Source organism: Pseudonocardia aurantiaca, from assembly GCF_039526725.1.
Taxonomy (GTDB): domain Bacteria; phylum Actinomycetota; class Actinomycetes; order Mycobacteriales; family Pseudonocardiaceae; genus Pseudonocardia; species Pseudonocardia aurantiaca.
Map to the genome: position 1 here is coordinate 16,353 of NZ_BAAAJG010000005.1, position 22,195 is coordinate 38,547.

At 68.7% G+C, this 22,195-nt stretch carries 20 protein-coding genes and 2 pseudogenes; 11 read left to right on the forward strand and 11 right to left on the reverse strand.

The genetic code is table 11. The features are described 5' to 3' along the window. The first annotated feature begins 173 nt into the window (after window positions 1-173). Window positions 174-1,508 (forward strand): PP2C family protein-serine/threonine phosphatase, encoded by a 1,335-nt coding sequence (locus tag ABD143_RS08630; RefSeq protein WP_343973924.1) that lies wholly within the window; start codon window positions 174-176, stop codon window positions 1,506-1,508. Window positions 1,509-1,703: 195 nt separating this feature from the next. Here the strand turns inward: ABD143_RS08630 and ABD143_RS08635 are convergent, their stop codons facing one another. Beyond that, the gene (locus tag ABD143_RS08635; RefSeq protein WP_343973928.1) at window positions 1,704-1,982 is read right to left on the reverse strand and encodes a GlsB/YeaQ/YmgE family stress response membrane protein; all 279 of its coding nucleotides are present in this window, start codon (window positions 1,980-1,982) and stop codon (window positions 1,704-1,706) included. A gap of 735 nt (window positions 1,983-2,717) precedes the next feature. Then, the gene (locus ABD143_RS08640) at window positions 2,718-3,311 is read right to left on the reverse strand and encodes a TetR family transcriptional regulator (protein ID WP_343973931.1); all 594 of its coding nucleotides are present in this window, start codon (window positions 3,309-3,311) and stop codon (window positions 2,718-2,720) included. 133 nt (window positions 3,312-3,444) lie between these two features. On the opposite strand from ABD143_RS08640, the gene ABD143_RS08645 reads away from it, so the two are divergent. After that, entirely contained in the window at window positions 3,445-4,341 is an 897-nt protein-coding gene (locus ABD143_RS08645; protein WP_343973934.1) for an SDR family oxidoreductase, read from the forward strand. Window positions 4,342-4,389: 48 nt separating this feature from the next. Here the strand turns inward: ABD143_RS08645 and ABD143_RS38155 are convergent. The 6 genes and pseudogenes from ABD143_RS38155 to ABD143_RS08670 form a co-directional block, all read right to left on the reverse strand. Continuing rightward, a pseudogene (locus ABD143_RS38155) lies at window positions 4,390-4,692 on the reverse strand (IS1380 family transposase); the annotation flags it as partial. A gap of 47 nt (window positions 4,693-4,739) precedes the next feature. Beyond that, complete coding sequence (locus ABD143_RS08650; RefSeq protein WP_343973937.1) at window positions 4,740-6,968, reverse strand: xanthine dehydrogenase family protein molybdopterin-binding subunit; 2,229 nt, start codon at window positions 6,966-6,968, stop codon at window positions 4,740-4,742. Window positions 6,969-6,977: 9 nt separating this feature from the next. Beyond that, window positions 6,978-7,961: an FAD binding domain-containing protein gene (locus ABD143_RS08655; RefSeq protein WP_343973940.1), complete on the reverse strand. Its 984-nt coding sequence runs from the start codon at window positions 7,959-7,961 to the stop codon at window positions 6,978-6,980. Continuing rightward, window positions 7,958-8,482, reverse strand: coding sequence for a 2Fe-2S iron-sulfur cluster-binding protein (locus ABD143_RS08660; RefSeq protein ID WP_343973943.1), 525 nt, complete (start codon window positions 8,480-8,482; stop codon window positions 7,958-7,960). The genes ABD143_RS08655 and ABD143_RS08660 overlap by 4 nt, the downstream gene beginning before the upstream one ends. Window positions 8,483-9,263: 781 nt before the next feature. Then, entirely contained in the window at window positions 9,264-9,839 is a 576-nt protein-coding gene (locus tag ABD143_RS08665; RefSeq protein ID WP_343973945.1) for a TetR/AcrR family transcriptional regulator, read from the reverse strand. Then, complete coding sequence (locus tag ABD143_RS08670) at window positions 9,827-11,344, reverse strand: FAD-dependent monooxygenase (protein ID WP_343973948.1); 1,518 nt, start codon at window positions 11,342-11,344, stop codon at window positions 9,827-9,829. Before ABD143_RS08670 ends, ABD143_RS08665 begins: the two co-directional genes overlap by 13 nt. A gap of 213 nt (window positions 11,345-11,557) precedes the next feature. On the opposite strand from ABD143_RS08670, the gene ABD143_RS08675 reads away from it, so the two are divergent. The 5 genes from ABD143_RS08675 to ABD143_RS08695 all read left to right on the forward strand — a co-directional run bounded on the left by ABD143_RS08675 (window position 11,558) and on the right by ABD143_RS08695 (window position 15,722). Next, complete coding sequence (locus tag ABD143_RS08675; RefSeq protein WP_343973951.1) at window positions 11,558-12,268, forward strand: SDR family NAD(P)-dependent oxidoreductase; 711 nt, start codon at window positions 11,558-11,560, stop codon at window positions 12,266-12,268. 13 nt (window positions 12,269-12,281) lie between these two features. Then, a complete protein-coding gene (locus tag ABD143_RS08680; protein WP_343973954.1) occupies window positions 12,282-13,013 on the forward strand; it encodes an SDR family NAD(P)-dependent oxidoreductase in 732 nt (243 codons plus the stop codon). 35 nt (window positions 13,014-13,048) lie between these two features. After that, window positions 13,049-14,020 (forward strand): asparaginase, encoded by a 972-nt coding sequence (locus ABD143_RS08685; protein WP_343973957.1) that lies wholly within the window; start codon window positions 13,049-13,051, stop codon window positions 14,018-14,020. 37 nt (window positions 14,021-14,057) lie between these two features. After that, window positions 14,058-14,936 (forward strand): polysaccharide deacetylase family protein, encoded by an 879-nt coding sequence (locus ABD143_RS08690; RefSeq protein WP_343973959.1) that lies wholly within the window; start codon window positions 14,058-14,060, stop codon window positions 14,934-14,936. Window positions 14,937-15,080: 144 nt separating this feature from the next. Beyond that, window positions 15,081-15,722, forward strand: coding sequence for a TetR/AcrR family transcriptional regulator (locus ABD143_RS08695; RefSeq protein WP_343973961.1), 642 nt, complete (start codon window positions 15,081-15,083; stop codon window positions 15,720-15,722). 200 nt (window positions 15,723-15,922) lie between these two features. On the opposite strand, the gene ABD143_RS08700 is transcribed toward ABD143_RS08695, so the two are convergent. The 3 genes and pseudogenes from ABD143_RS08700 to ABD143_RS08710 form a co-directional block, all read right to left on the reverse strand. Then, window positions 15,923-16,141: a DUF4332 domain-containing protein gene (locus ABD143_RS08700; RefSeq protein ID WP_343973964.1), complete on the reverse strand. Its 219-nt coding sequence runs from the start codon at window positions 16,139-16,141 to the stop codon at window positions 15,923-15,925. 132 nt (window positions 16,142-16,273) lie between these two features. Continuing rightward, on the reverse strand, window positions 16,274-17,362 hold the full coding sequence (locus ABD143_RS08705) for a sensor histidine kinase (protein ID WP_379660000.1): 1,089 nt from the start codon (window positions 17,360-17,362) through the stop codon (window positions 16,274-16,276). Between the two features lie 130 nt (window positions 17,363-17,492). Further along, window positions 17,493-17,591: pseudogene (locus tag ABD143_RS08710) on the reverse strand (response regulator transcription factor); the annotation flags it as partial. A 158-nt stretch (window positions 17,592-17,749) separates the two neighbouring features. Between ABD143_RS08710 and ABD143_RS08715 the strand changes: the two are divergent. The 4 genes from ABD143_RS08715 (at window position 17,750) to ABD143_RS08730 (ending at window position 22,045) form a co-directional block, all read left to right on the forward strand. Beyond that, window positions 17,750-17,914 carry a hypothetical protein gene (locus tag ABD143_RS08715; RefSeq protein WP_343973970.1) on the forward strand — a complete coding sequence of 55 codons (165 nt, stop codon included), beginning with the start codon at window positions 17,750-17,752 and terminating at the stop codon, window positions 17,912-17,914. Between the two features lie 302 nt (window positions 17,915-18,216). Beyond that, window positions 18,217-18,876 carry a M15 family metallopeptidase gene (locus ABD143_RS08720; protein WP_343973973.1) on the forward strand — a complete coding sequence of 220 codons (660 nt, stop codon included), beginning with the start codon at window positions 18,217-18,219 and terminating at the stop codon, window positions 18,874-18,876. Between the two features lie 5 nt (window positions 18,877-18,881). Next, window positions 18,882-19,586 carry an ABC transporter ATP-binding protein gene (locus tag ABD143_RS08725; RefSeq protein ID WP_343974189.1) on the forward strand — a complete coding sequence of 235 codons (705 nt, stop codon included), beginning with the start codon at window positions 18,882-18,884 and terminating at the stop codon, window positions 19,584-19,586. Continuing rightward, the gene (locus ABD143_RS08730) at window positions 19,586-22,045 is read left to right on the forward strand and encodes an FtsX-like permease family protein (RefSeq protein WP_343973976.1); all 2,460 of its coding nucleotides are present in this window, start codon (window positions 19,586-19,588) and stop codon (window positions 22,043-22,045) included. The genes ABD143_RS08725 and ABD143_RS08730 overlap by 1 nt, the downstream gene beginning before the upstream one ends. The last annotated feature ends 150 nt before the right edge of the window (window positions 22,046-22,195 follow it).

The window sequence follows — 22,195 nt, forward strand, 5'->3', positions numbered from 1 at the left end:
GCCGCCACGAGCGCCATGCGACATGCCATGCGACGTCACGGAAGCCGGTACACTCGCGCTCGTCGCCCCGGACCCCGGTGACTCCCTCATCGTCGTCCCCGGAGACATCTGCCATGTCGGCGCATCAAGCCCGTACCCGGGCCGGACCGTCTCGACGTCACGACGGATCTGCCATGACATCGCTCCAGGATCCAGCGGTGGCGACGTTGATCAGGACGCCCGTCGTACCCGGCGCTGCGCAGGCGCCAACGGCAGTGATCCATCCAGACCGGCTGCTGGCTGTGGTGCAGAGCGGGCTGCTCGACACCGAACCCGAAACCTGTTTCGACGACCTCGTGCAGTTGGCGCTCGAGGTTGCGGGCGGCGAGCGCGCCTACTTCACGGTGGTCGATGCGCATCGCTCGTTCTGGAAGAGCGCCGTGGGTGTCGACGCGAGCGAAGGACGCGAGATTCGGGTCGAGGACAGCGTCAGCCAGATCATCATCGCCACCGACGGGGCACTCGTGATCGAGGACACTCGATGTGACGACCGCACCCGACGCCTCGGTGTGGTGACCGAGCTGGGCGTGGGGGCGTGCATCGGCTTCCCGGTGCGCGACGAGGCAGGCCACGTGATCGGCGGGCTGTGCGTGATGAGCAACGTGCGACGCTCGTGGACCGCACAGCAGCAGCGCGCACTGGCGACGTTGGCTCGGGCGGTGAGTGCCGAGGCTCAGCTGCGCCGCGCGCTGTCCGACTCCCGCGCACAGGCCGAGGCCATGCGGGACGCCCGGGACGAGCAGGCCGCGCTGGCGGGCTCGCTGCAGGAGAGCCTGCTGCCACCGCGGCTTCCCGCAATTCCCGGGATCTCAGCGGCCGCGGCATATCTGCCCGCCGGGCACGGGGTCGAGGTCGTCGGTGACTTCTACGACCTCTTCGAAGCCGGTGGCCATTGGTGGGCGGTGATGGGCGACGTGTGCGGGCACGGCGTCGAAGCCGCGAAGCTGACCGCGCTTGCCCGCTACACCGTGCGGACCGAGGCCGCGCATCCCGGCGCGACTACCCGGGACGTCTTGCTCCGGCTGCACGACGCGTTGATCGCCCAGCACGGCCGCACGAAGATGCTCACTGCAGCGCTGGCCACGCTGTTCCCCGGCCCTGGCGGTGTCACCGGGCGTCTGTGCAGCGCCGGACACGAGCCACCCTTGATCCGTCGCGCCGACGGTCGGATCGATGTGCCGCCGACCCGCGGTTGCGTCCTCGGCCTGACCGACGACGTCGTACTCGAGGAGGCCGACTTCGTCCTCGGCCACGGCGATGCGCTGGTGCTACACACCGACGGTGTCACCGAGGCCCGGGCCGGCCGCGGCCAGGAACTGTTCGGTGACGACCGACTCGCCGAGGTCCTCACCCAGCGGTACCACGGACAGAACGCCGACGGCATCCTCGACCGGGTGTTGCAGGCCGTCGGGGAGCACAACCGGGGTTACCACGCCGACGACACCGCCATCATGGTGATCCGTGCGTGACCCAGGTACATGACGTAAGCCGAGTTTCGGGCACCCACACGTCAGCTGTGGTCCCGGTGTCTTCGAGGTACCAGCAGGTGGGGCGGTGTCTCCCTGCCGAGGATGGGATCCTGAAATTCCCTGAAATGACGAGTTGCCCTGGGGCGACACCGGGCTCACCTCATTGCGAGGTGGGCCCGGTGACTGGATCGAGTGTCAGCGCCGTACGGCACGACGTCCGTAGAGGTTCGATACGAGGACGACGCCGACCGCGGCGACGATGACCTGTACGAGCAGCTCGAGCCAGTCGATGCCGCTGGTGGCAGTCGGGATGCCGATCGCGCGGGCGATGAAGGTGCCGATGAACGCGGCTACGATCCCGACCAGGATGGTGAGCCAGATGGGAATGGGCTGCCGGCCAGGAACAACCAGGCGGCCCAGTGCCCCGATGATCGCCCCGATGACGATCGCGGTGATGATGCCAGTGACGGTCACAGTTCCTCCAGCGTAAGACTGGTCCGACGTTCGGCCCAGTCTTAGACCTGTTCCCGTTCGAGACTCGGCGAAATCCCACAGTCGCCTTCTGTGGCTGATTCGTCACACGCCCATAGGCTGAACGGGTGATGTAGACCGCTCGGTCGGTCATCGTGAGTGGGCCGCGCTGACACGGCCTGGCTTGTGCGTAGACGCAGTGGTTCGTGGTCGGCGAGTGGCTCGCTTACAGCGCTGGGAAGCGCGGCCTGCAGGCCGTACGACCTGCGGCGGCTGGCGTCAGCCCGATCGTCAGACGGCCGCCGTCGGGGTGGGAGCAGGAGCGGGAGCAGTTGGTGCAGTGGTCGCGGCGGCGAATGCATCGCGGCGATCTCAGTCTCGTGGGTGCTCATGCGCGCACCGAGTGTCAGGGACATCGGCAGTCGCGGGGCACACGGCATCACCGGCAACTCTCCCCAGACGGCGGGACGGGAGTCGCCGATGGTGGCGCTGTCAGTCCTGCGTGATCACGCCGACACGCCGCACTGCTGCGCCAGGACGCGTCGCAGCTCCCGGGGCCGACGCACGCTCATGCCGACGAGAGTGCGGCGGCTGCCGTCGGTGCGTTACCGAAGCGGGATGGCTGGTGACGGCGCTGACCGCCGACACGCAGCTCAATCGACCTTGTCGATTCCCTGGGCTGGTGATCCGGTCAGTGCCGGCGACGGGCGGATGGGTTCTTGTGGTTACCAGTCCGTGTCATTGCGGGCCCCTCCCTGAAGCCGTCGCCCTTGCGGTCAGGGTCAGCAGTTCGCGCAGCACCTCCGCTGCGATGTCGGCGAGAGATCGCTGTTCGTCCTCGCGAATCCATTGTGCGAACGCGATTCCGAACACGGTGACGCCGGCCTGCGCCGCCAGGGTGGCGGCGAGTTCATCGACGCCTCGCGCGCGCAGGGCGTCGGCGAGGGTCGTGGCGAGGCCGGCGAGCTTGTGCCGTTCGCGTTCTTTCAGCGCGGGATTCTGGTCGATGACGGATTGTCGGGTCCGGGAGTAGGGCCGGCGCTCATCCGGGAAGAAGGACGCCCCGGACCGCAGCGCGGAGGCGACGATCTCGATCGGGGATGCGCCCGGTGGTGCGGTGTCCACGCCGGCAAGGAACGCCTGCACGAGCAGGTGCTGCCCGTAGAAGAGGACCTCGCGCTTGTCGCTGAAGTGGCGGAAGAAGGTGCGCTCGGTCAGGCCGACGGACTGCGCGATCTCCGTGGCGGTCGTCTGCTCGAACCCCCGGGTAGCGAACAGCTCGAGCGCGGCCTTCTGTAGTCGCTCCGCAGCCCCCGGCTCCCACCGCACCATGCCGTCAAGTGTAGTGATGACAGCGACTGACTTGAAGCTGTACGGTGATGTCCGTGACTGACGTCAGTCAGGGACATCGGTCACTTGGATCAATCGCTCCGCCCGGTGGCGGGGCGTCGAAGGAGATCACGTCATGCGCGTTTTCGTCACTGGAGCCTCCGGATGGATCGGCTCCGCCGTGGTCGACGAACTGCTCGCCGCCAGCCACGAGGTCACCGGCCTGGCCAGGTCCGACGCGTCCGCCGCAGCCCTCGAGGCGAAGGGCGCCCGGGTCCGCCGCGGCGACCTCGACGACCTCGACAGCATCCGCCTCGGCGCCCAGGACGCTGAGGCCGTCATCCATCTCGCGAACAAACACGACTGGTCCAACCCGGCCGCCTCGAACGCGGCCGAGCGAGCGGCCGTGCAAACCATCGGCGACACGCTCGTGGGTACTGACCGCCCGTTCCTGCTCGCCTCGGGTGTCGCCGCCCTGACGCAGGGGCGGCCCGCCGCCGAGGACGACGCGTCCCCGTTCCACGGCCCGGACTCGCTGCGGGGCGGAAGCGAGAACCTTGCGCTCGAGTTCGTCGATCGCGGCGTGCACACCGTGAGCCTGCGCTTCGCGCCGACCGTCCACGGCACCGGCGACCACGGGTTCATCGCGGTCCTCGCCGCGGTCGCCCGCCAGAAGGGCGTCTCCGGCTACCCCGGTGACGGCACTAACCGTTGGGCCGCCGTGCACCGATTCGACGCCGCCCGCCTGGTCACCCTCGGCCTGCACAAGGCGCCGGCAGGCGCACGCCTGCACGCCGTCGCCGAAGAAGGCGTCCCGACCCGGGAGATCGCGCAGGCGATCGGCCTCGCGTTCGACCTCCCCGTCGCCTCTATCGCCGCCGACGACGTCCACGACCACTTCGGGTGGATCGGCACCTTCTTCGGCATGGACCTCTCAGCGACCAGCATCGCGACGCGGGAAATCCTCGGCTGGACACCCACCGGACCGAGCCTCATCGAGGACCTCGACGCAGGCGCGTATTCGGCAAGGTGAGGGCCAGGACAACGAGGGCATCGATGAACGCCGATCCAGGCCACCCGAGTCTGGCCGGCGCCCACACGTGGCTGGATCAGCCACCACCCTGAACAACGCCGCCTGATCGGCCAAGACAGCGACCTCGGAGACCGTGGTCGCACCATCGGCCACCGCGATCGCCAGGTCGGCCAGCACCCGACCCAGGTCATGCCAGGAGCGCGCCTTCCGCAGCCCGGACAGCGCACGCGACAACTCGCTGGTCAGCGTGGTCCGGTCCGCGACATCGGCCAGCAGGCGCGACCCCACATGCGAGACCACCTCGGCCCCATCCGCTACCACGATCTTTAAACGGGTGGTTGTAGCCCGCACCTGGAAAGTGCCTACTGGCCGGTGAACCGGCACCGCCGTCTCAGATTTCAGATACCCATGGGTGGTAGACCGGGCAACACCTTCTCGAGTGTGATGGGGAAGTCGCGCACTCGCACCCCGGTCGCGTTGAACACCGCGTTCGCGACCGCCGCACCGGCCCCGCAGATGCCCAGCTCACCGACGCCCTTCGCGCCCAGGATGTTGGCCTTGTCGTCGTACCCGTCGAGTACGACGGCGTCGACGTCGGGGATGTCGGCGTGGACCGGCACCAGGTAATGCGCGAGGTCCCGGGTGACGAAGGCACCGGATCGCGGGTCGACAACGGCCTCCTCTTCGAGGGCCGCGCTGGCTCCCCAGATCATGCCGCCGATCAGCTGCGAGCGGGCCGTCTTCGGGTTGAGCACGCGGCCCACCGAGAACACGCCCAGCATCCTCCGCAGACGGATCTCGGCGGTGTCGGCGTCGACCCCCACTTCGGCGAAATGGGCCCCGTAGGTGTGGATCGAATAGTCCGTGTAGTTCGGATCATCGCCCATGAAGCGGGTCTCGCCCTCCGCCTCCACGCCGTCGGGATAATGACGTTCGACGATCTCGCTCAGCGCCTCGGACGCGCCATCGACGCGCACGTTGCCGTCGGAGAACACCGCGTCTGCCAGGTCCAGGCCGCGCAGCGGGGAGCGGGTGTCGCTGCCCGCCGCGTCCAGTAGCTTCTCCCGCAGCGACGCGCACGCCCGATGCACGGCAGTGCTCGAGTTGGCGGCGCCCCAGGAGCCGCCGGACCCCCAGCTGACGGGAAGTTCGGACCGCCCGAGCTCGATCCGCACCCGATCGGGCGGCAGTCCGAGCCCCTCGGCCGCGACCTGGGTCAGGATGGTGTAGGTGCCCGTCCCGATGTCGGTCATGTCCGTCTGGACGACGGCGGTGCCGTCCGCCGCCACCCGCACCCGCACCGTTGTCGGTGCTTGGAAGTGTCCGCGGATGGCCGCGGCCATGCCGTAGCCGACCAACCACTGCCCCTCGCGCACACTTGCAGGCGTGGCGGGGCGGCGCTCCCAGCCGAACCGGCGCGCGCCTTCGCGCATGCAGTCGACCAGGTGCCGGTCGCTGTACGGCACGCCTCGCTCGGGATCGACGGTGGGTTCGTTACGGATCCGCAGCTCGACCGGATCCATCCCGAGCTCATCGGCCAGCTGATCCATCGCCGACTCCACCGCCAGCATGCCCGGCGCTTCGCCCGGCGCGCGGACGTCTTCCCCGCGCGGCAGATCGAGCGGCGTCAGCCGGTGGCTCGTCAACCGGTGGGGCGCGGCGTAGAGGCTGCGGGTGGTCGCGGCGGTCTGCTCGGCGTACTCCATGTCGGGGTTCGTATGCATGGTGACGTCATGTGCAATCGCCGCCAGCCGTCCGTCCCGCCCCGCGCCCAGCCGAACCCGCTGGCTTGATGTGGTGCGCATGCCGACCATCTGGAAGATCTGCTGCCGGGTCAGCGCGACCTTGACCGGTTGGCTCAACGCGCGGGCGGCGAGCGCCGCCAGGATCGTTTCGGCATGGATACCGAGCTTGGAGCCGAATCCCCCGCCGACATAGGGGGCGATGATATGAATCCGCGCTGGGTCGATCCGAAGCGTGTTGGCGATCGAAGCATGCGCCGCGTCGACGATCTGGGAGCTGACGTAGACGGTGAGGTCCTCGCCACGCGGTACCACCAGGCACGCGTTCGGTTCCATCGGCATGGAGAACTCGTACGGCGTGGTGTAGCGCTCGTCGACTTTCACCGCGGCGGTGTTGAACCCGGTATCGAAATCACCGACTGCAGTGTCGGTGGGGAGGCCGGCGTTGACTACCTTCGGGACGTACGCCTCGTCCTCAAACGCGGCAAAGTCGAAGCGTCCCGGCCCGCGTGCGTATTCCACGTCGACGAGATTGGCCGCCCCTCGGGCCTGCTCGAAGGTCTCGGCGACGACCAGCGCGACGGGCTCACCGTAATGGTGAATGTCGGGGCTGGTCAGCACCGGCTGAGCGCGCCAGTATTCGAAGGGGATGGACTCATCGCGGATGCCTTGCGCCGGGGCATTGTGATGGGTCATCACCATGCGAACGCCGGGTGCGTGTTCGGCGTCCTCGGTGTCGATCCGGGTGATGCGACCTTTGCCGATGGTCGCGCCGACGATGAATCCGTAGAGCGGTTGGCCGGCCTCCCAGTGCTCATAGGCGTAGGGGGCCAGGCCGGCGACCTTCAACGGGCCGTCAACACGGTTCAAAGCTTGCCCGATCATCTCGCCTCCTCAACTCTCCCGGGCCAGTTGCGCCAGCGTGCGGCACAGCGTGCGCTTGGCCAGCTCGATCTTGAAGTTGTTGTGCCCCTGCCCCACGGCGTCGCGCATCGCCTCCACAGCGGCGGCACGATAGGTCGCCATGGTGGCGGGACGGCCGGTCAATGCGGCCTCCGCCTCAATGGACCGCCAGGGCTTGTGCGCCACACCACCGAACGCCACCCGCGCCTGATTGATCGTTCCCTGATCGGTCGAGACGATCGCAGCCACGGAGACCAGCGCGAACTCATAGGACGCCCGGTCGCGCACCTTCCGGTAGAGCTGCCGGCCCGGCGGGGGCGGCGGTAGGTCGACGCCCGTGATCATCTCGCGTGGCCGCAGCACGGTCTCGATGTGCGGCGTGTCGCCGGGCAGCCGGTAGAAGTCCGTGATGGCGACGCGGCGTAGCGAACCCTCGGCGCCGAGCAGCTCGATCTCCGCCTCCAGCGCGGTCATCGCGACGGCCATGTCCGAGGGGTGGGTAGCGATGCAGGAGTCGCTGACGCCGAGGATGGCGTGTATCCGGTTGAACCCGCCGATCGCCGAACATCCGGATCCGGGATTCCGCTTGTTGCAGCCCGCGGCCGTGTCGTAGAAGTAGGGGCAGCGCGTGCGCTGCAACAGGTTCCCGCCGGTGGACGCCTTGTTGCGCAGCTGGCCCGAGGCGCCGGACAGCAGCGCTTGCGACAGCACCGGATAGCGGGTGCGCACGCGGGCATCAGCGGCCACGTCAGAATTCGCCGCCTGGGCGCCGATGCGCAGTCCGCCGTCCGGGAGCTCCTCGATGTCCCGCAGCGGAAGCCGGCTGATGTCGACCAGATGGCCGGGCCGCTCGATGTCGAGCTTCATGAGGTCGAGCAGATTGGTGCCGCCGCTGATGAACTTCGCGCCGGGCCGGGAGACCGCCCCCACGGCGGTGCGTGCGTCCGTCGCGCGTTCGTAGGTGAAAGGCCTCATCCCGGGTCTCCTCCCGCCACGCTCCGAACGGCCGCGACGATGTTCGGATAGGCGGCGCACCGACAGATGTTGCCGCTCATCCGCTCGCGGATCTCCTCATCGGTCAATGCGACCCGCGGCGAAGCCACGTCAGCTGTAGCGTGGCTGGGCCAACCCGCCTCCACCTCGGCGAGCATGCCGACGGCCGAACAGATCTGGCCGGGTGTGCAATAGCCACACTGGAAGCCGTCACGCTCAACGAAGGCGCGTTGCATAGGATGCAGGCCATCGGGATCGCCCAGCCCCTCGATCGTCACCACGTCGTCGCCCTCGTGCATCACGGCGAGCGTCAAACAGGAGTTGACGCGCCGGCCGTTGATCAGCACGGTGCAGGCGCCGCACTGCCCGTGATCACACCCCTTCTTGGTCCCGATCAGGTGCAGATGTTCGCGCAGCGCGTCGAGCAGCGAGGTCCGCGGATCCACTTCGAGACGCCGCGCCTGATCGTTCACATTCAACGTGATCGCCGAGAGTTGGGCCATCTCGCCCAGGCTCGACCCCGTGGCGCCCGTACCTGAATCGCTCATCACAATCCGCCTTCCCGCGAGGTGAACGTTCCACCCTGGGTATGCGTCGCCGCTGTCAGGCCCGCTTTCCAGGCCCGCCGGCACTATCGGCGAGGCTCCGCCACCCCCACGGTCTCGCAGAAACCGTCGCACCGCCAGGGGTTCCTCCGGGCCCGTTTCCGGATCACCAGACATCGGCCGGTAGCTGGCGGGCCGGTCGCGGTGGCCGTGCTCGGTGCGTCCTCGCCCGTAAGGCTCGCGAGCGTCAGCCGTTCAGGCTGGGACGCGAAGCAGCCGATGTCCGGCCTGCCAGACGATGAGTCGGCACTGGACGACGCCGGTCACCGATCAGTTCGCGGACCAGCTGACCCACCATGTGGCCGATGGGCATGCCGCTCGCGCCGACAACGGTGTGCTGCCGGCAATCTGCGGTCGCCTCATCACTCCGGCGCTGTTGGCGGCGCCCGATGGGAAGCCTCGTCCGGCCTGCGCCGCTGAGAGAGCGAGGACTTCAACCATCCGGACTTCGCGCGTGAGCCGCACCGTGCCGATCGCATTCGTTTCTGTTTCGCCCTGGACGTGCGCGGGTAGGCGGAGCAGGATCTGGCGGGCGTGGCGGGCCAACTGGGCGGGCAGTGACAGCAAAATGGTGACGTCAGATATTGGAACCTTCTGAATGCCTGTCTTCGGGCCCTTGAGCCGACAAGTTGTCTGGGAACTCTCTCCTTCGACGCCCTGAGCAGCCTCGAGCGGTGGGTCAGCGGTACCCCATCTGGCGCAAAAGGGTCCGCAGCCGGTGTTCGATCTGTTCCGCGGTCATGTCTTCGCCTCGGAGAAGGACGATTCCGATCGAGCTGGCGAGGATGTCCTGGATCGCGTTGGGGTCGGTGTCCGGTGGGAATCGGCCGTCGTCGATGGCCTGCTGGGCGGTGTCGGCAAGTGCGCTAAGCCGCGGCTGGAGGTATCGCGTGGTGTAGGCGTTCACCAGTTTCGGGTAGTCCACCGAGGCGCCGATGACTCGTGCCATCAGTGCCTGGAATCGGGGTCGGCTCAGCAGTTCGGCGATGAGCTCGACCAGTTCGTCGATGGAGCGTGCGGTCTTGGGCGTGTCGGTGTCGGTACTCCGGGCGTGTTCGAGTGCTGCCATCAGGAGGTCTTCTTTGGACTGCCAGCGCCGGTAGACGGTCAGCTTGGCCACGCCGGCACGTCGGGCGATCGCTTCGATGCTGGCGCCGGCGGCGCCGCGCTCGATCAGCAGGTCCAGCGCGGCGTCCAGGATCGAAGCGTCGTTGGCGGGGTCGCGTGGGCGGCCGCCGCGGTCTACGCGGGACATAGCGCCTGGTTCAGCCATGCCGACAGCTTCTCCGGTGCCGCGTGGCCACGCCAAGCAAGGTGCCCGTCGGGGCGGATCAGCAGTACGTCACGGAGTTTCGTCCGCACCGGCACGAGCGTGCTGACCAGGTCGGCGCCGAGCCGTGCGATAGCGACCTCGGCGTGCCGGGCGGCCTCGTGCTTGTCGTCGGCGAGCACCACCCAGGATCCGGATATCGCCGCATGCAGCGTGACCTCGGTCCCGTCGGGCTGTCGGCACGTCATGTCCGGCACCCGGTCACCGGGGCGCGGGCGGGTGGTCCACCGGTGCGATGTGGGGGCCAGGGGTCCGCCGCGGTAGGTGATGCCCAGTTGGGATGCGACCAGCCACAGGCGACGCTGCACGGCGGGCAGGCGTACGGCTGGCATGACCAGCCAGTCGCGCACGAGTCGTTTCCAGCGATTGTCGGGCAGCATGATGTCCACTGCGGTGCTGGTCGCGGTGAGCACGGTGCGCGCCAGCGGGCGCCGCTCGCCCTCATAGGTGTCCAGCAGCCGCTGGTCGGCTCGGCCGCTGGCCACTAGCACCAGTTTCCAGCCGAGGTTCTCCGCGTCGCCCAGGCCGGTGTTCTGGCCTTGCCCGCCGGTCGGGCTTTGGATATGGGCGGCGTCGCCGGCCAGCAGGATCCGGCCGCTGCGGTAGGTGTCCGCGAGCCGACGGTGGATCCGGAACTCCGAGGCCCAGCGGACGTCGGTGACCGTTTCCAGGTCCAGTCCGCTGCGGCGGCCGAACTCGCCCAGCACCCGGTCGATGATCTCGCGTTCGGACAGTTCGTCGGGTATGCCGACTGGTGGTTGACTGAACACCCGCCACACGTCGCCCGGCAACGCGGTCACCGACAGCATGCGGCCGGCGTCCATCCAGGTTGTGCTGCCGTTCTTGTCGTACGGCCACTGCGCGTGCACGTCGACCATCAGCAGACGTTCGATGAGTTTGCGGCCGGGAAAGCCGATTCCGGCGATCTTGCGGACCGTGCTGTGCGCGCCGTCGGAGCCGATCAACCAGTCGGTCTCCAGGCGCTGGTCGGTGTTGTCTGCGGTGCGGACCGTGGCGGTGACGCGGTCGGCGGTCTGTCGCGCTTCGACCAGCCGCGTGGACCATTCGACCTCGCCGCCGACTTCGCGGAACCGTTGCCGCAGGGCACCTTCCACCTCGGCCTGCGAGATCAGCAACGCCTGTTTCGGCATGGCCGCCGCGGCCCGGCCCACCTGGAGCCGCAGCACGGTGCGCGGCCCCTCGTTGTAGTTCATGGTCAGCAACGACTGCGAGCGTTCCGGCAGGTCCCCGAGTGCGCCGATCCGTTCCAACACCTCCACGCCGCGCGGTTGCAGGCCGAGCGCTCGTGACGTGGTGGCAGGGCCGTCGGCGGCGTCGATGACTCGGACGGGGATGTCGTGCAGGGCCAGATGGATGGCCAGCGCCAGCCCGGTGGGGCCAGCTCCTGAGATGAGTACTGTGTCGATCACTTAGCAAACGATACGGTACCGATTGCTAACCTGCCTAGGGCGTGTCCGGTGGATCTTGTTCGATGAGAGCCGTGATGCAGGTGGTTCCTGGCGGCGCCGCCGGATCGCCCTCATACCGGGCGTATCCGGGCGATCCGGCGGTGTCGACAGGGGCCGCCTGGGCGCGGCTATCGCGGACGAAGATCCGCCGGACACGCCCTAGTAGCGCCTTGCATGAGGGCGGTCGGCGGGCAAGCGAATGCTGCCCGAAGCGCAGCACCATGCGTCGCGGCAGCAGTCGGTGGCGCCGGACCGGGGTCGCTGCGCTGTAGCGTCTCGTCGAACAGCCTCAGGCGCGTCCGGTCGAGTCGCGGCGCTTTCGAGGAGACCGAGCGGATCGCACAGGTCGCTTTGGACACATTCGGCCGGCTCGACATCGTCGTGGCCGCCGCAGGCATCCTGCGACGTCAGTCCATCGACGATATGACCGACTCGGCCTGGGACGACATGCTCGCCGTTGACCTGAGCGGCGTGATGCGGGTGTTCCGGTCCTGTGTCACGAGGATGGCTCGCGGCGGGGCCATGGTGGCAACCTCGTCCATTGCCGGCGGGGTCTACGGCTGGGAAGACCACAGCCACTATGCCGCGGCCAAGGCCGGTGTCCTCGGGCTCTGCCGGTCTCTCGCCGTCGAACTGGCGCCACGGGACATCCGGGTCAATGCGATGATCCCGGGGCTCATCGAGAGCCCCCAGTCGCTCGACAGCGTGAACTCCCTCGGACCGGAAGGGCTGCGGGAGGCGGGAAAGATCATTCCCGCCGGCCGTGTGGGCACGGTGGACGAGGCAGCGCGTGCGATCCGGTTCCTCACCTCCGACGATGCCGGATACGTCACCGGGCAGAGCCTTGTCGTCGACGGCGGCCTCACGGTCCGTTGGCCGAGCTGAGGAGGTCATCGAGTTGAGCAGGCTGGACGGTCAGGTCGCCGTCATCACTGGGGCGTCGAGTGGGATCGGCGCGGCCATCGCGAGGTCCTTCGCGAAGGAAGGGGCGACGCTGGCACTGCTGGACGTCGCCCCGATCCCCGCCGACCTTGCAGCGCTGGACACGGTCAGCACCCACGCCGTGGACGTGACCGACTCCGACTCGGTCAAGGACGCGATGGCCGCCGTCGCGGGTCGGCACGGTCAGTTGGACATCCTGGTCAGCGCGGCCGGCATCCTCGACGAGGCGCCGTTCCTGGAGCTGACGCCCGAACGATTCGACAAGACCCTCGCGGTCGACCTCAGAGGCGTGTTCCTGGCTGCGCGCTGGGCCGCTCCCTACATGGTGGAGGCGGGCAAGGGCCGCATCATCAAAATCGCGTCCCAGCTGGGTATCAAGGGCGGCACAAACCTGGCTCACTACGTCGCCGCCAAGGCCGGCGTCATCGGTCTGACGAAGGCACTTGCGCTGGAGCTCGCACCGCGCGGCGTCCTGGTCAACGCGATCGCCCCCGGCCCGATCGTGACGCCGCTCATCGAGGGCCTGTCCCCCGAGTGGAAGGAGAACAAGGCCGCCGAGTTGCCGCTGGGCCGGTTCGGTAGGCCCGAGGAGGTGGCTCCGACGGCGCTGCTGCTGGCGTCCTCGCCCGATGGCGATCTCTATGTCGGCCAGACGCTCGGGCCCAACAGCGGGGACGTGATGCCATGACGACCCGCACATTCCCAGCGTGGACGGGCGGCTGAATGGCCCACGTCGTCGTCCTCGGGACCGGAGGAACCATCGCCTCGGCCAGCGATCCCTCCGGCACAGCCGTGGCGCAGCGAAGCATTGGCGAGATCTTGGGAGATCATGGCTACGGCGACGTCGAGGTGGCAGGCCGCGACCTGTTCAACATCGGTTCCTACCTGCTCGGCCACCGTGAGCTGCGGATGGTCGCGGAGTCCGTGGCCGAGGAGCTGTCCCGCCCGCACGTGACCGGAGTCGTGGTGACCCACGGCACGGACACGCTCGAGGAGACGGCGTTCCTCCTGGACCTCGTGCACGACAGCGACAAGCCCGTTGTCCTCACCGGCGCCCAGCGACCGGCCGATCGTCCCGATACGGACGGCCCGCAGAACCTGCGCGAAGCGATCGCGGTGGCAGCGTCGGATGAGGCCAGGAACTGCGGCGCCCTCATCTCGTTCGCCGGTCGGCTGTTCTCCCCTCAGCGGACCCGGAAGTACCACACCGTCGCGGCGGAGCCGTTCAAGGCCCTTGACGGCGGTGCGCTCGGGAGAGTGGGCACCCGAGGCGTGCAGTTCACCGCCCGGCCGGTGCGTCCGGTGCGCCTTCAGCGGCCGGTGCCGCGCTTCGACACCACCCGCGTGGACGTCGTCACCTGTCATCCGGGCGCCGACGCGGCTCTTGCCCAGGCCGCGGTGCACGCGAACGCCGAGGCCGTCGTCCTGGCCGGCAGCGGAGTGGGTAACGCGAATCGGGCGATCCTGCAGTGGGTCTCCGAGGCCGTACGGGCAGGAACGGTGGTCGGGCTGTCCACTCGCGTCGCCGAAGGACCGGTGGTTCCCACTTATGGAAACGGGGGCGGTGCCGACCTCGTCGGTGCCGGCGCGTTGTGCCTCGGGAACCTGCCGCTGTTCCACGCGCGGCTCCTGCTGGCCCTGCTTCTGTCCGCAGGCGTCGCCGTAACGCAGGACACGCTCGCTCCCTATGTCTGACCCGAAATTGTCCGTCACTCTCTGAGGAGGATGCGCTGTGGCAAAGGAAATCTTCGTTGCGTTCGGAATCGACGTCGACGCCGTCGGTGGATGGCTGGGCTCCTACGGCGGCGAGAACTCCCCGGACGATATTTCGCGGGGCGTCTTCGCCGGTGAGGTCGGCGTGCCCCGCCTGAACGACCTGCTCGCGGAGTACAACCTGCCGGCGACCTGGTTCTGGCCCGGCCACTCGATCGAGACGTTTCCCGAGCAGTTCGACCAGGTGATCGCCGCCGGCCATGAGATCGGCGTGCACGGCTACAGCCACGAGAACCCGATCGCCATGACGCGCGAGCAGGAGTTGACCATTCTCGACTACTGCATCGAGCTGATCGAGAACCGCACCGGAAAGCGGCCGACCGGCTATGTGGCACCATGGTGGGAGTTCTCCCCGGTGACCAACGAACTGCTGCTCGAGCGCGGTATCAAATACGACCACTCGTTGATGCACCGCGATTTCGAGCCGTACTACGTGCGGGTCGGCGATACGTGGACGAAGATCGACTACTCCAAGGACGCCCAGGAGTGGATGAAGCCGTTCGTCCGGGGCGCGGAGACCGATCTCATCGAGATCCCGGCGAGCTGGTACCTGGACGACCTGCCGCCGATGATGTTCATCAAGTCGAGCCCCAACAGTCACGGGTTCGTGAACCCTCGCCACATTGAAGAGCTGTGGCGCGACCAGTTCGACTGGGTCTACCGCAAGTTGGACTACGCGGTCTTTGCGATCACGCTCCACCCAGACGTCTCGGGACGACCGCAGGTGCTGCTGATGCTCGAGCGCCTCATCCAGCACATCAACACGCACGAGGGCGTCCGCTGGTCGACCTTCGACGGCATCGCGGAGGACTTCAAGAAGCGCAGGCCGCGGCGGTGACCCAGAGACGAGGGGCCCGGCGCCCGATTGGGCCATGCCTGCCCCTCGTCTCCAGGTGCCAACGGCAGCTGGCGATAGCGCGGTTCGTCGGCAGCGCGCGAAGCGGAGATCGGCGGAAATCGGGCGCTCACGACCGAGCGGATCGTGGCCGCCGGCATTGCGGTCGCCGACGCGGAGGGCCTGGACGCGGTGTCGATGCGCCGGCTCGCCGCGGAGCTGGGCGTCGGCCCGATGTCGCTGTACCGGCACCTGTCCGGGCGCGAGGAGCTGGAGCACCTGCTCGTGCGGGCGGTGTTCCGGGCGCATTCGCTGCCCGAGCCCGGACCGCCCGGTTGGCGGGCGAAGCTGGAGCTGGTGAGCCGGGTGCAGTGGCGGGCCTTTCGTGGACACCCGTGGCTGCCCGAGCTGGTCTCCTTGACCAGGCCGCTGCTCGCCCCGGAGACGATGGTCCACACCGAGTGGACGCTGCGGGCGCTGGACGGGCTGCCCCTGACCTCGATCGAGAAGACGCGGGAGGCGCTCACCCTGCCCGCCCTCGTCCACGGCCTCGCCATCAGCGCAGCAGCGGAGATGCGGGCCGAGCGGGAGACCGGGGTGGCCTACGACCAGTGGTGGGACACGCTCGACGGCGAGATGCGTGCCCTCATAAGCTCCGGCCGCTTCCCCCGACTGGCCGCGGTCCACCGCGAGGGGGCGCAGGACCTGGACGGCCTTCTGACTCACGCCTTGGCCCGCCACCTGGACGGCCTGGCGGCACGGCTGACTCGGAGCGCTGCACGGCCTTAGCGCTGCCTCAGCGCTGTCCGGTCGAGCGATAGGCCGTCAGCTCGATAGCGCGCTGAGCCGGCCTGCTCCGCGGCCCCGCCGGTTCGCCGGAACTCGACCGTGTCGGCGCCGTATACGTGCGGCGGCCAGGAGCCTTCAACCCGCCGGCGCACCTGTCACGATCAGCAACCGCCACCTCGCGAAAGATCCGGATTAGGCAATCAAGGCTCGACCGCTTTGGCCTCGTCGATCCACGTCTGGCATTCCGTCTCGGACAGGCCGACGACTGCTCCGTGCCTGGACTCGATCATTTCCTTGAGGTTGGCGGCGTTGCGGTGCCGCAGCTCCTTGATCGAATCTACGCCGATCTCCTTGAGGATCGCCGCATACTTGGGGCCGATCCCCTTGAGATCGGCAAGGTCGTTCACCACCATGTTCATCGCCTCCAGCGAAGCACTCGGATTCCCAGAGATGTTGGGCCGAACAGTCTTCCACATGTCAGCGTGGAGCGCCCGCAGTGAAGCGAGGCCGATGTTGACGCCTCGGAACAGATGTGGCGCGTGCCCTGATCGTCATCTGCCGGTGTGCGGTGGCGCGGCGGGTAGTTGAACCGTGACGCAGAGCCCTCCAGCGGAGCGGGGGGTGAGGGTGAGGTTTCCGTCGTGTGCGTGGGTGATGCTTGTGGCGATTGCCAGGCCGAGGCCGACACCTGCGTGGTCGGTGCGTATGCGTTCGGTGCCGCGCTGGAACGGCTCGGTGAGCGTGGAAACCAATTCCTGTGTGAGCTTTTCGCCGGTGTTTTCGACGGTGAGCAACACACCCTTGGGGTGGGTGCTGGTGCTGACCCACACGGTGCCCTGTTCAGGCTGGTTGTGGACGATCGCGTTGTGTATGAGGTTCGTGGCCAGCTGCAGCAGGAGCGCTCGGGAGCCGATGGTGGGGGTGATGTCGGCGGAGGTTGCGATGGTGACGCCGCGCTTTTCTGCGAGGGGGAGGAGTGTTTCGGTGGCTTCTTCCGCGATGAGGGACAGGTCGACGGGTTCTCGGGTGAAGGAGCGCTGGTCGGCGCGGCTGAGCAGGAGCAGTGCTTCGGTGAGGTCGATCGCTCGGGTGTTGACGGTGTGGAGGCGGTCGAGGAGTTCGCTGGTGTCGTGGTTGGGATCGGTGCGGGCCACGTCGAGGAGTGTCTGTGTGATCGCGAGTGGGGTGCGCAGTTCGTGGGAGGCGTTGGCGGCGAATCTCCGCTGTTCGGCGACGTGTGTTTCGAGCCGTGCGAGCATGGTGTCGAAGGCGTCGGCGAGTTCGCGGAACTCGTCGTTGCGGCCCGGTAGCCGGATCCGGTGGGAGAGCGATCCGTTCGTGGCCATGCGGGTGGCGTCGGTGATGCGGGTCAGGGGGGCGAGCATGCGGCCGGCGAGGATCCATCCTCCCACGAGACCGAACACCAGAAGGAACGCCAACACTGCGGCTGCCGCTGCGCCGAAGACGCGTGGGCCGAAGTTGCGTGGGTCGAAGGCGCGCAGGAAGTCGGAGAGGTTGGGATCGAATGAACCGCCGGGCCTGCCTCGTAGAAGGAACACCCACACGGCTGCGAGTAGTAAGGCGCCGGCGAGCATGAGGAACCCGGCATAGCTGAGGGTGAGTTTGAGTCGAACGCTCAAACCGTGCGCCCTATCCACGGTCTCCTCCCTGACACCCGGTGTCGGGTGTTGTGTCGTCTGCTCGCTCCGACAGGCTCCGCTCGGTGTCGTCTGCTCGCTCCGACAAGCTCCGCTCGGTGTCGATGCGGTAGCCGACGCCGGGCACGGTGGCGATGATCGCTTCCAGGCGCAGCCCGTCGCGGATGGCCTCTGCCAGGTAGGGCTCGTCCTCGACAATCAGCACACGCACAAGTTCTCGATGCTACGAGCCGGCGCATATCGTCGGCATATCAAAAACCGCATACGTGCTGGCAACACCACGCTGCCTTGACTGCGGGCATGACCTACAGCGGACCAGCACGAACAGCAGCCCGGTCTCTGGCGTCCTCGTCCTCCTCGGCCCCCAGTGTGGCCGCCATCGCCCTGATCGGCACGGGCTGTTCGAACGCACTCGCCGAGACCGGCAGCGGTGGCGATCAGAACGCCCCCGCGGGAGCCACTCCCAATCCCGCCGAGCGTAAGTCCGCGAGCGAGAAGTGCGACGACCTGCTGCCCGAGGGCCGGGGCCGGTGAATCGGACGACCTGGGCGCCGGCCGGAGCCGCCGACCTGGTCGCCGCAACCGGCAACGACGATGCGTTCGGCGATCGCTTCCCGACACAACCCATAGCGGTCGGCCGCCACCAGGTAGGGCTCGTCCTCGACGGCCGGCACATGCGTGCTACCGATGCCACCAGCCGACGCATGTCGCCGGCGTACCGAGAACCACCTCCGTCCTGGCAACACCACCCTGCCTCAGCTGGACGCGTGTCCCACCGCGAACCAGCACGAAAAGCAGCCCGCCCTGCACGATCGACGATCCTCATCGTTGCGGCGGTGGGCATCGCCGCGGTGACCGGAGCCCTCGGTCTCCAGTCGTGGGCGGCCTGGTCCCCTTCGGCGGCACCCGATGCCCCCGCGCGATCCGCTCCCGCAACGGGTTCGGAAACGCCAGAAACGGCGGCCCTGCAGGCAGATGACGTCCCGCGGCGGCACCCTCCACCAGGCGGCGACGTTCGTGACAGCGACCGCAATGGTGCTGTTGGCGAGGCTGACGGTGTCGTCCCTGACGGCGTGACGGTCTTCGACGACGATATTCCGGCCGTGGCCAACCTCGATCCGGGTCTACTGAAGGCCCTCCGCCAGGCCGCAACGGATGCCGCAGACGATGGGGTCGAGTTCTCCGTCAACAGCGGTTGGCGTTCCCCGGAATACCAGAATCAGCTTCTTCGCGAGGCCATCTCCAAGTACGGCTCGGAAGAGGAGGCCGCCCGATGGGTGGCGACCGCGGACACGTCTCCGCACGTGTCAGGAGACGCGGTCGACATCGGGCCCACCGCTGCCGCGGCGTGGCTGTCCAAGCACGGCGCCGAGTACGGGCTGTGCCAGATCTTCCGCAACGAACCCTGGCACTACGAACTGCGCCCCGACGCCGTCAATGACGGTTGCCCGCCCATGTACGCCGACCCCACGCACGATCCAAGGATGCAACAGTGACCAGAATGCTCGGCAACTCTCAGGACGCCACTCGGGAAATCCTGGCCGCCAGCGCACGCGGGCTGACCAAGACCTACGGCCGGGGCGACACCGAGGTGCACGCCCTGCGCGGCATCGACCTCGACCTGCCCCGCGGGCGGTTCACCGCGATCATGGGGCCGAGCGGGTCGGGCAAGTCCACCCTGATGCACTGCCTGGCCGGGCTCGACCAGGCCAGCGGCGGCACCGTCACCGTGGCCGGCACCGACCTCGGATCACTCGACGACGACACGCTCACGACCTTCCGCCGCGAGCACGTCGGCTTCGTGTTCCAGTCGTTCAACCTGCTGCCGATGCTCACCGCGTTCCAGAACATCGTGCTCCCGCTCGAGCTGGGCGGTCGCCGGGTCGACGACGCGGTACGGGAGCGCGCGCACACGCTCGCCGATGTCCTCGGCGTGGCCGACCGGCTCGGGCACCGGCCCGCGGAGCTGTCCGGCGGCCAGCAGCAGCGCGTCGCGATCGCCCGGGCCCTGATCACGAGCCCGGACCTGCTGTTCGCCGACGAGCCCACCGGGAACCTGGACAGCACCACGTCGGCGGAGGTGCTGGAGCACCTGCGCCGCTCGGTGCGCGAGCTGGGCCAGACCGTCGTGATGGTCACCCACGACCGGAACGCCGCGGCCTACGCCGACGACGTGGTCACTATGCAGGACGGGCGGATCGCCTGATGCGCACCGTGCTCCGCGCGTCGCTGCGCATCCATGCCCGTAGGTATGTCGCGGCGGCGATCGTGGTGATCGCCTCGGTCGCCTTCGTCGTCGTGATCGGCGTGCTCACGTCCGGGGCACGCGCCGGACTCATGGAGAAATCCGGGGCGCCGTACCGCGGTGCCGACTACGTGGTCGACGCCCCCGTGGACGGACCTCAGCGGGGCCCGTCCTGTTGCCCCGGAACCCTGGACACGTCCGACGCGATCGCGCTCGTCGAGCGCCTCGGCGAGAACGCATCCGGGTTGGGCCGGGTCGACCTGCCGGCGCACCGAGAAGGCGGCGCCCCACTTGGCTCGGGCGACTTCCGGGGCGAGACGACCGTGGGGCCGATCGCCGCCGCGGAGGACCTGCGCTGGCAGAAGCTCGTCTCGGGCCGCTTCCCGGCACGCACGGGCGAGGCGGTGATGCACGTGTGGGACGCCCAGGCCCAAGAGGTCGCGGTCGGTGACCGGATCCGGGTCGGCGAGGGCGCCACCGCGACAGACCTGGAAGTGGTCGGCCTCGTGGAGTCACCCACGACCTGGACCCAGGCCGCGGTGTACGTCACCTGGCCGCAGTACCTGCAGTGGCGCGACAGCCCCACCTGGCACGTGGGGAGTGTGGCGGTGCGCGGGGACGTGGGTCAGCTCCCGGAAGGCATGACGGTGCAGCCGGTGGCGGAGTACGTTTCGGAAGGCCTGGCCGGGCTCAACAACGATGTGGACGCGTTCGCGTTGATGCTGCTGCTGTTCGCCGGTGTCGCGCTCGTGGTCTCGGTTCTGGTCGTCGCGAACACGTTCTCCATCCTGTTCGCGCAACGCCTGCGCGATTTCGCTCTGCTGCGCTGCGTCGGCGCGACCCGGCGGCAGGTGCTGGGTTCGGTCCGCCGGGAGGCGGCCGCGGTCGGGGTGCTCGCGTCGCTGACCGGGACACTGGTCGGCGTCGGACTCGGCTACGGGCTGCTCCCCCTGATCAACACCCTCGCGCCCACCACCCCGATGGGTGTCCCCGCACTGCCCGTGCCCTGGCTGCTGGGCGGGTTGGCCGTCGGCCTGCTGGTCACCATGGTCGCGTCCTGGCTGCCGACCCGGCGGGTGGTGCGGGTGAGCCCGCTGGCGGCGCTGCGCCCGGAGGCCGCGGTCGACGTGCACACGGCCACCGGCCGGGCGCGGCTGGCGCTCGCCGCGCTGCTGTTGGTCGCCGGGCTGGCCCTGCTCGGGATGGCGATGATCGGCGACAGCACGGTGGTCATGCTGGCCGGCGGCGCATCGGTGTTCACCGGCGTCCTGCTGTTCGGGCCGGTGCTCGTGCCCCGCCTGGTCCGGGTCACCGGTGCGCTGCTCGGGCCCGGGGGAAGACTCGCGACCGAGAACGCCGTGCGCAACCCGCGCCGGACCGCCACCACCACCGCCGCCCTGCTGGTCGGCGTCACCCTGACGACCGCCGTGCTCACCGGGATGGCCACCTGGCGTGCGGCGATGGACGAGGTAAGCGACCGGCACCTCCCCATCGATGCCGCGCTCATCTCGCTCGACGAGCCGCTCACCACCGATCTCCTCGACCAGGTACGTCGCACTCCCGGTGTCGAGCAGGCCATCGCCGTGAACGGCGCCGTGGCCCGGGTCACCGGGTTCGACAACCCGATCCCGGTCCTCACCGCGCCGGATGCGGCGCAGGTGGCCCGCGACGGCGGGGCGTTCGCCCAGGGGGTAGAGCCGGGGACGATCAGGCTCGACCTGGGATCCTTCGTGGACCCGAGCATCCGGCCCGGTGACCGGGTCACGGTGAGCGTCGGCGACCGCCAAGCCCAGCTGCGGGTCATCTCCCTCGGCTCGGGCCAGACGGGCGTGGTCGCGCCCGAGACCCTGGCACAGCTCACCGATACCCCCGAACCGCATGTCATCTGGGTCCGCGCCGCCCCCGGCGTGGATTCGCTGCAGCTCGTCGACGATCTGGACGGGTTGGCCGATGCGGCCGGCGCGGAGGTCGAGGACGCGCTGCAGGCCCGGGCGGCGGGGAACCGGGAGCTGGACATCCTCACGTGGTCGGTGCTCGGCCTGCTCGGCATCTCCGTGGCGATCGCCCTGATCGGGATCGCGAACACCCTGGGGCTGTCCGTCCTCGAACGCGCCCGCGAACACGCGATGCTGCGCGCGCTCGGGCTCACCCGCAGGCAACTGCGGCGGATGCTGGCGGCCGAGGCGGCGCTGCTGTCGGTGGTGGCCACCCTGCTCGGCACCACGATCGGCGTCGGGTTCGCCTGGGTCGGCTACGAGACATTCGTGAAGCGGGCCCTCACCCGCGCCACCATGCACATTCCCTGGCCATCACTCGCCGCCGTCGTCCTCATCGCCGCCCTGGCCGGACTCCTCGCCGCTGTTCTCCCGGCCCGCCGGGCCGCCCGGGTGACCCCGGCCGCAGGGCTGTCCCTCGACTGACACCCCTCGTCAATCGCTTGGCCGGCGGCTGATGAAGTCCGCCATGCGCGGCACTGTGCACGGGACTCGTCCATGCTCGGGGGCGTGGACGAGTCCCTTCTTGGTCAGAGAGTCCCGTGCTGGCCCAAGTGACGTTGGAGTCCTCCCCAG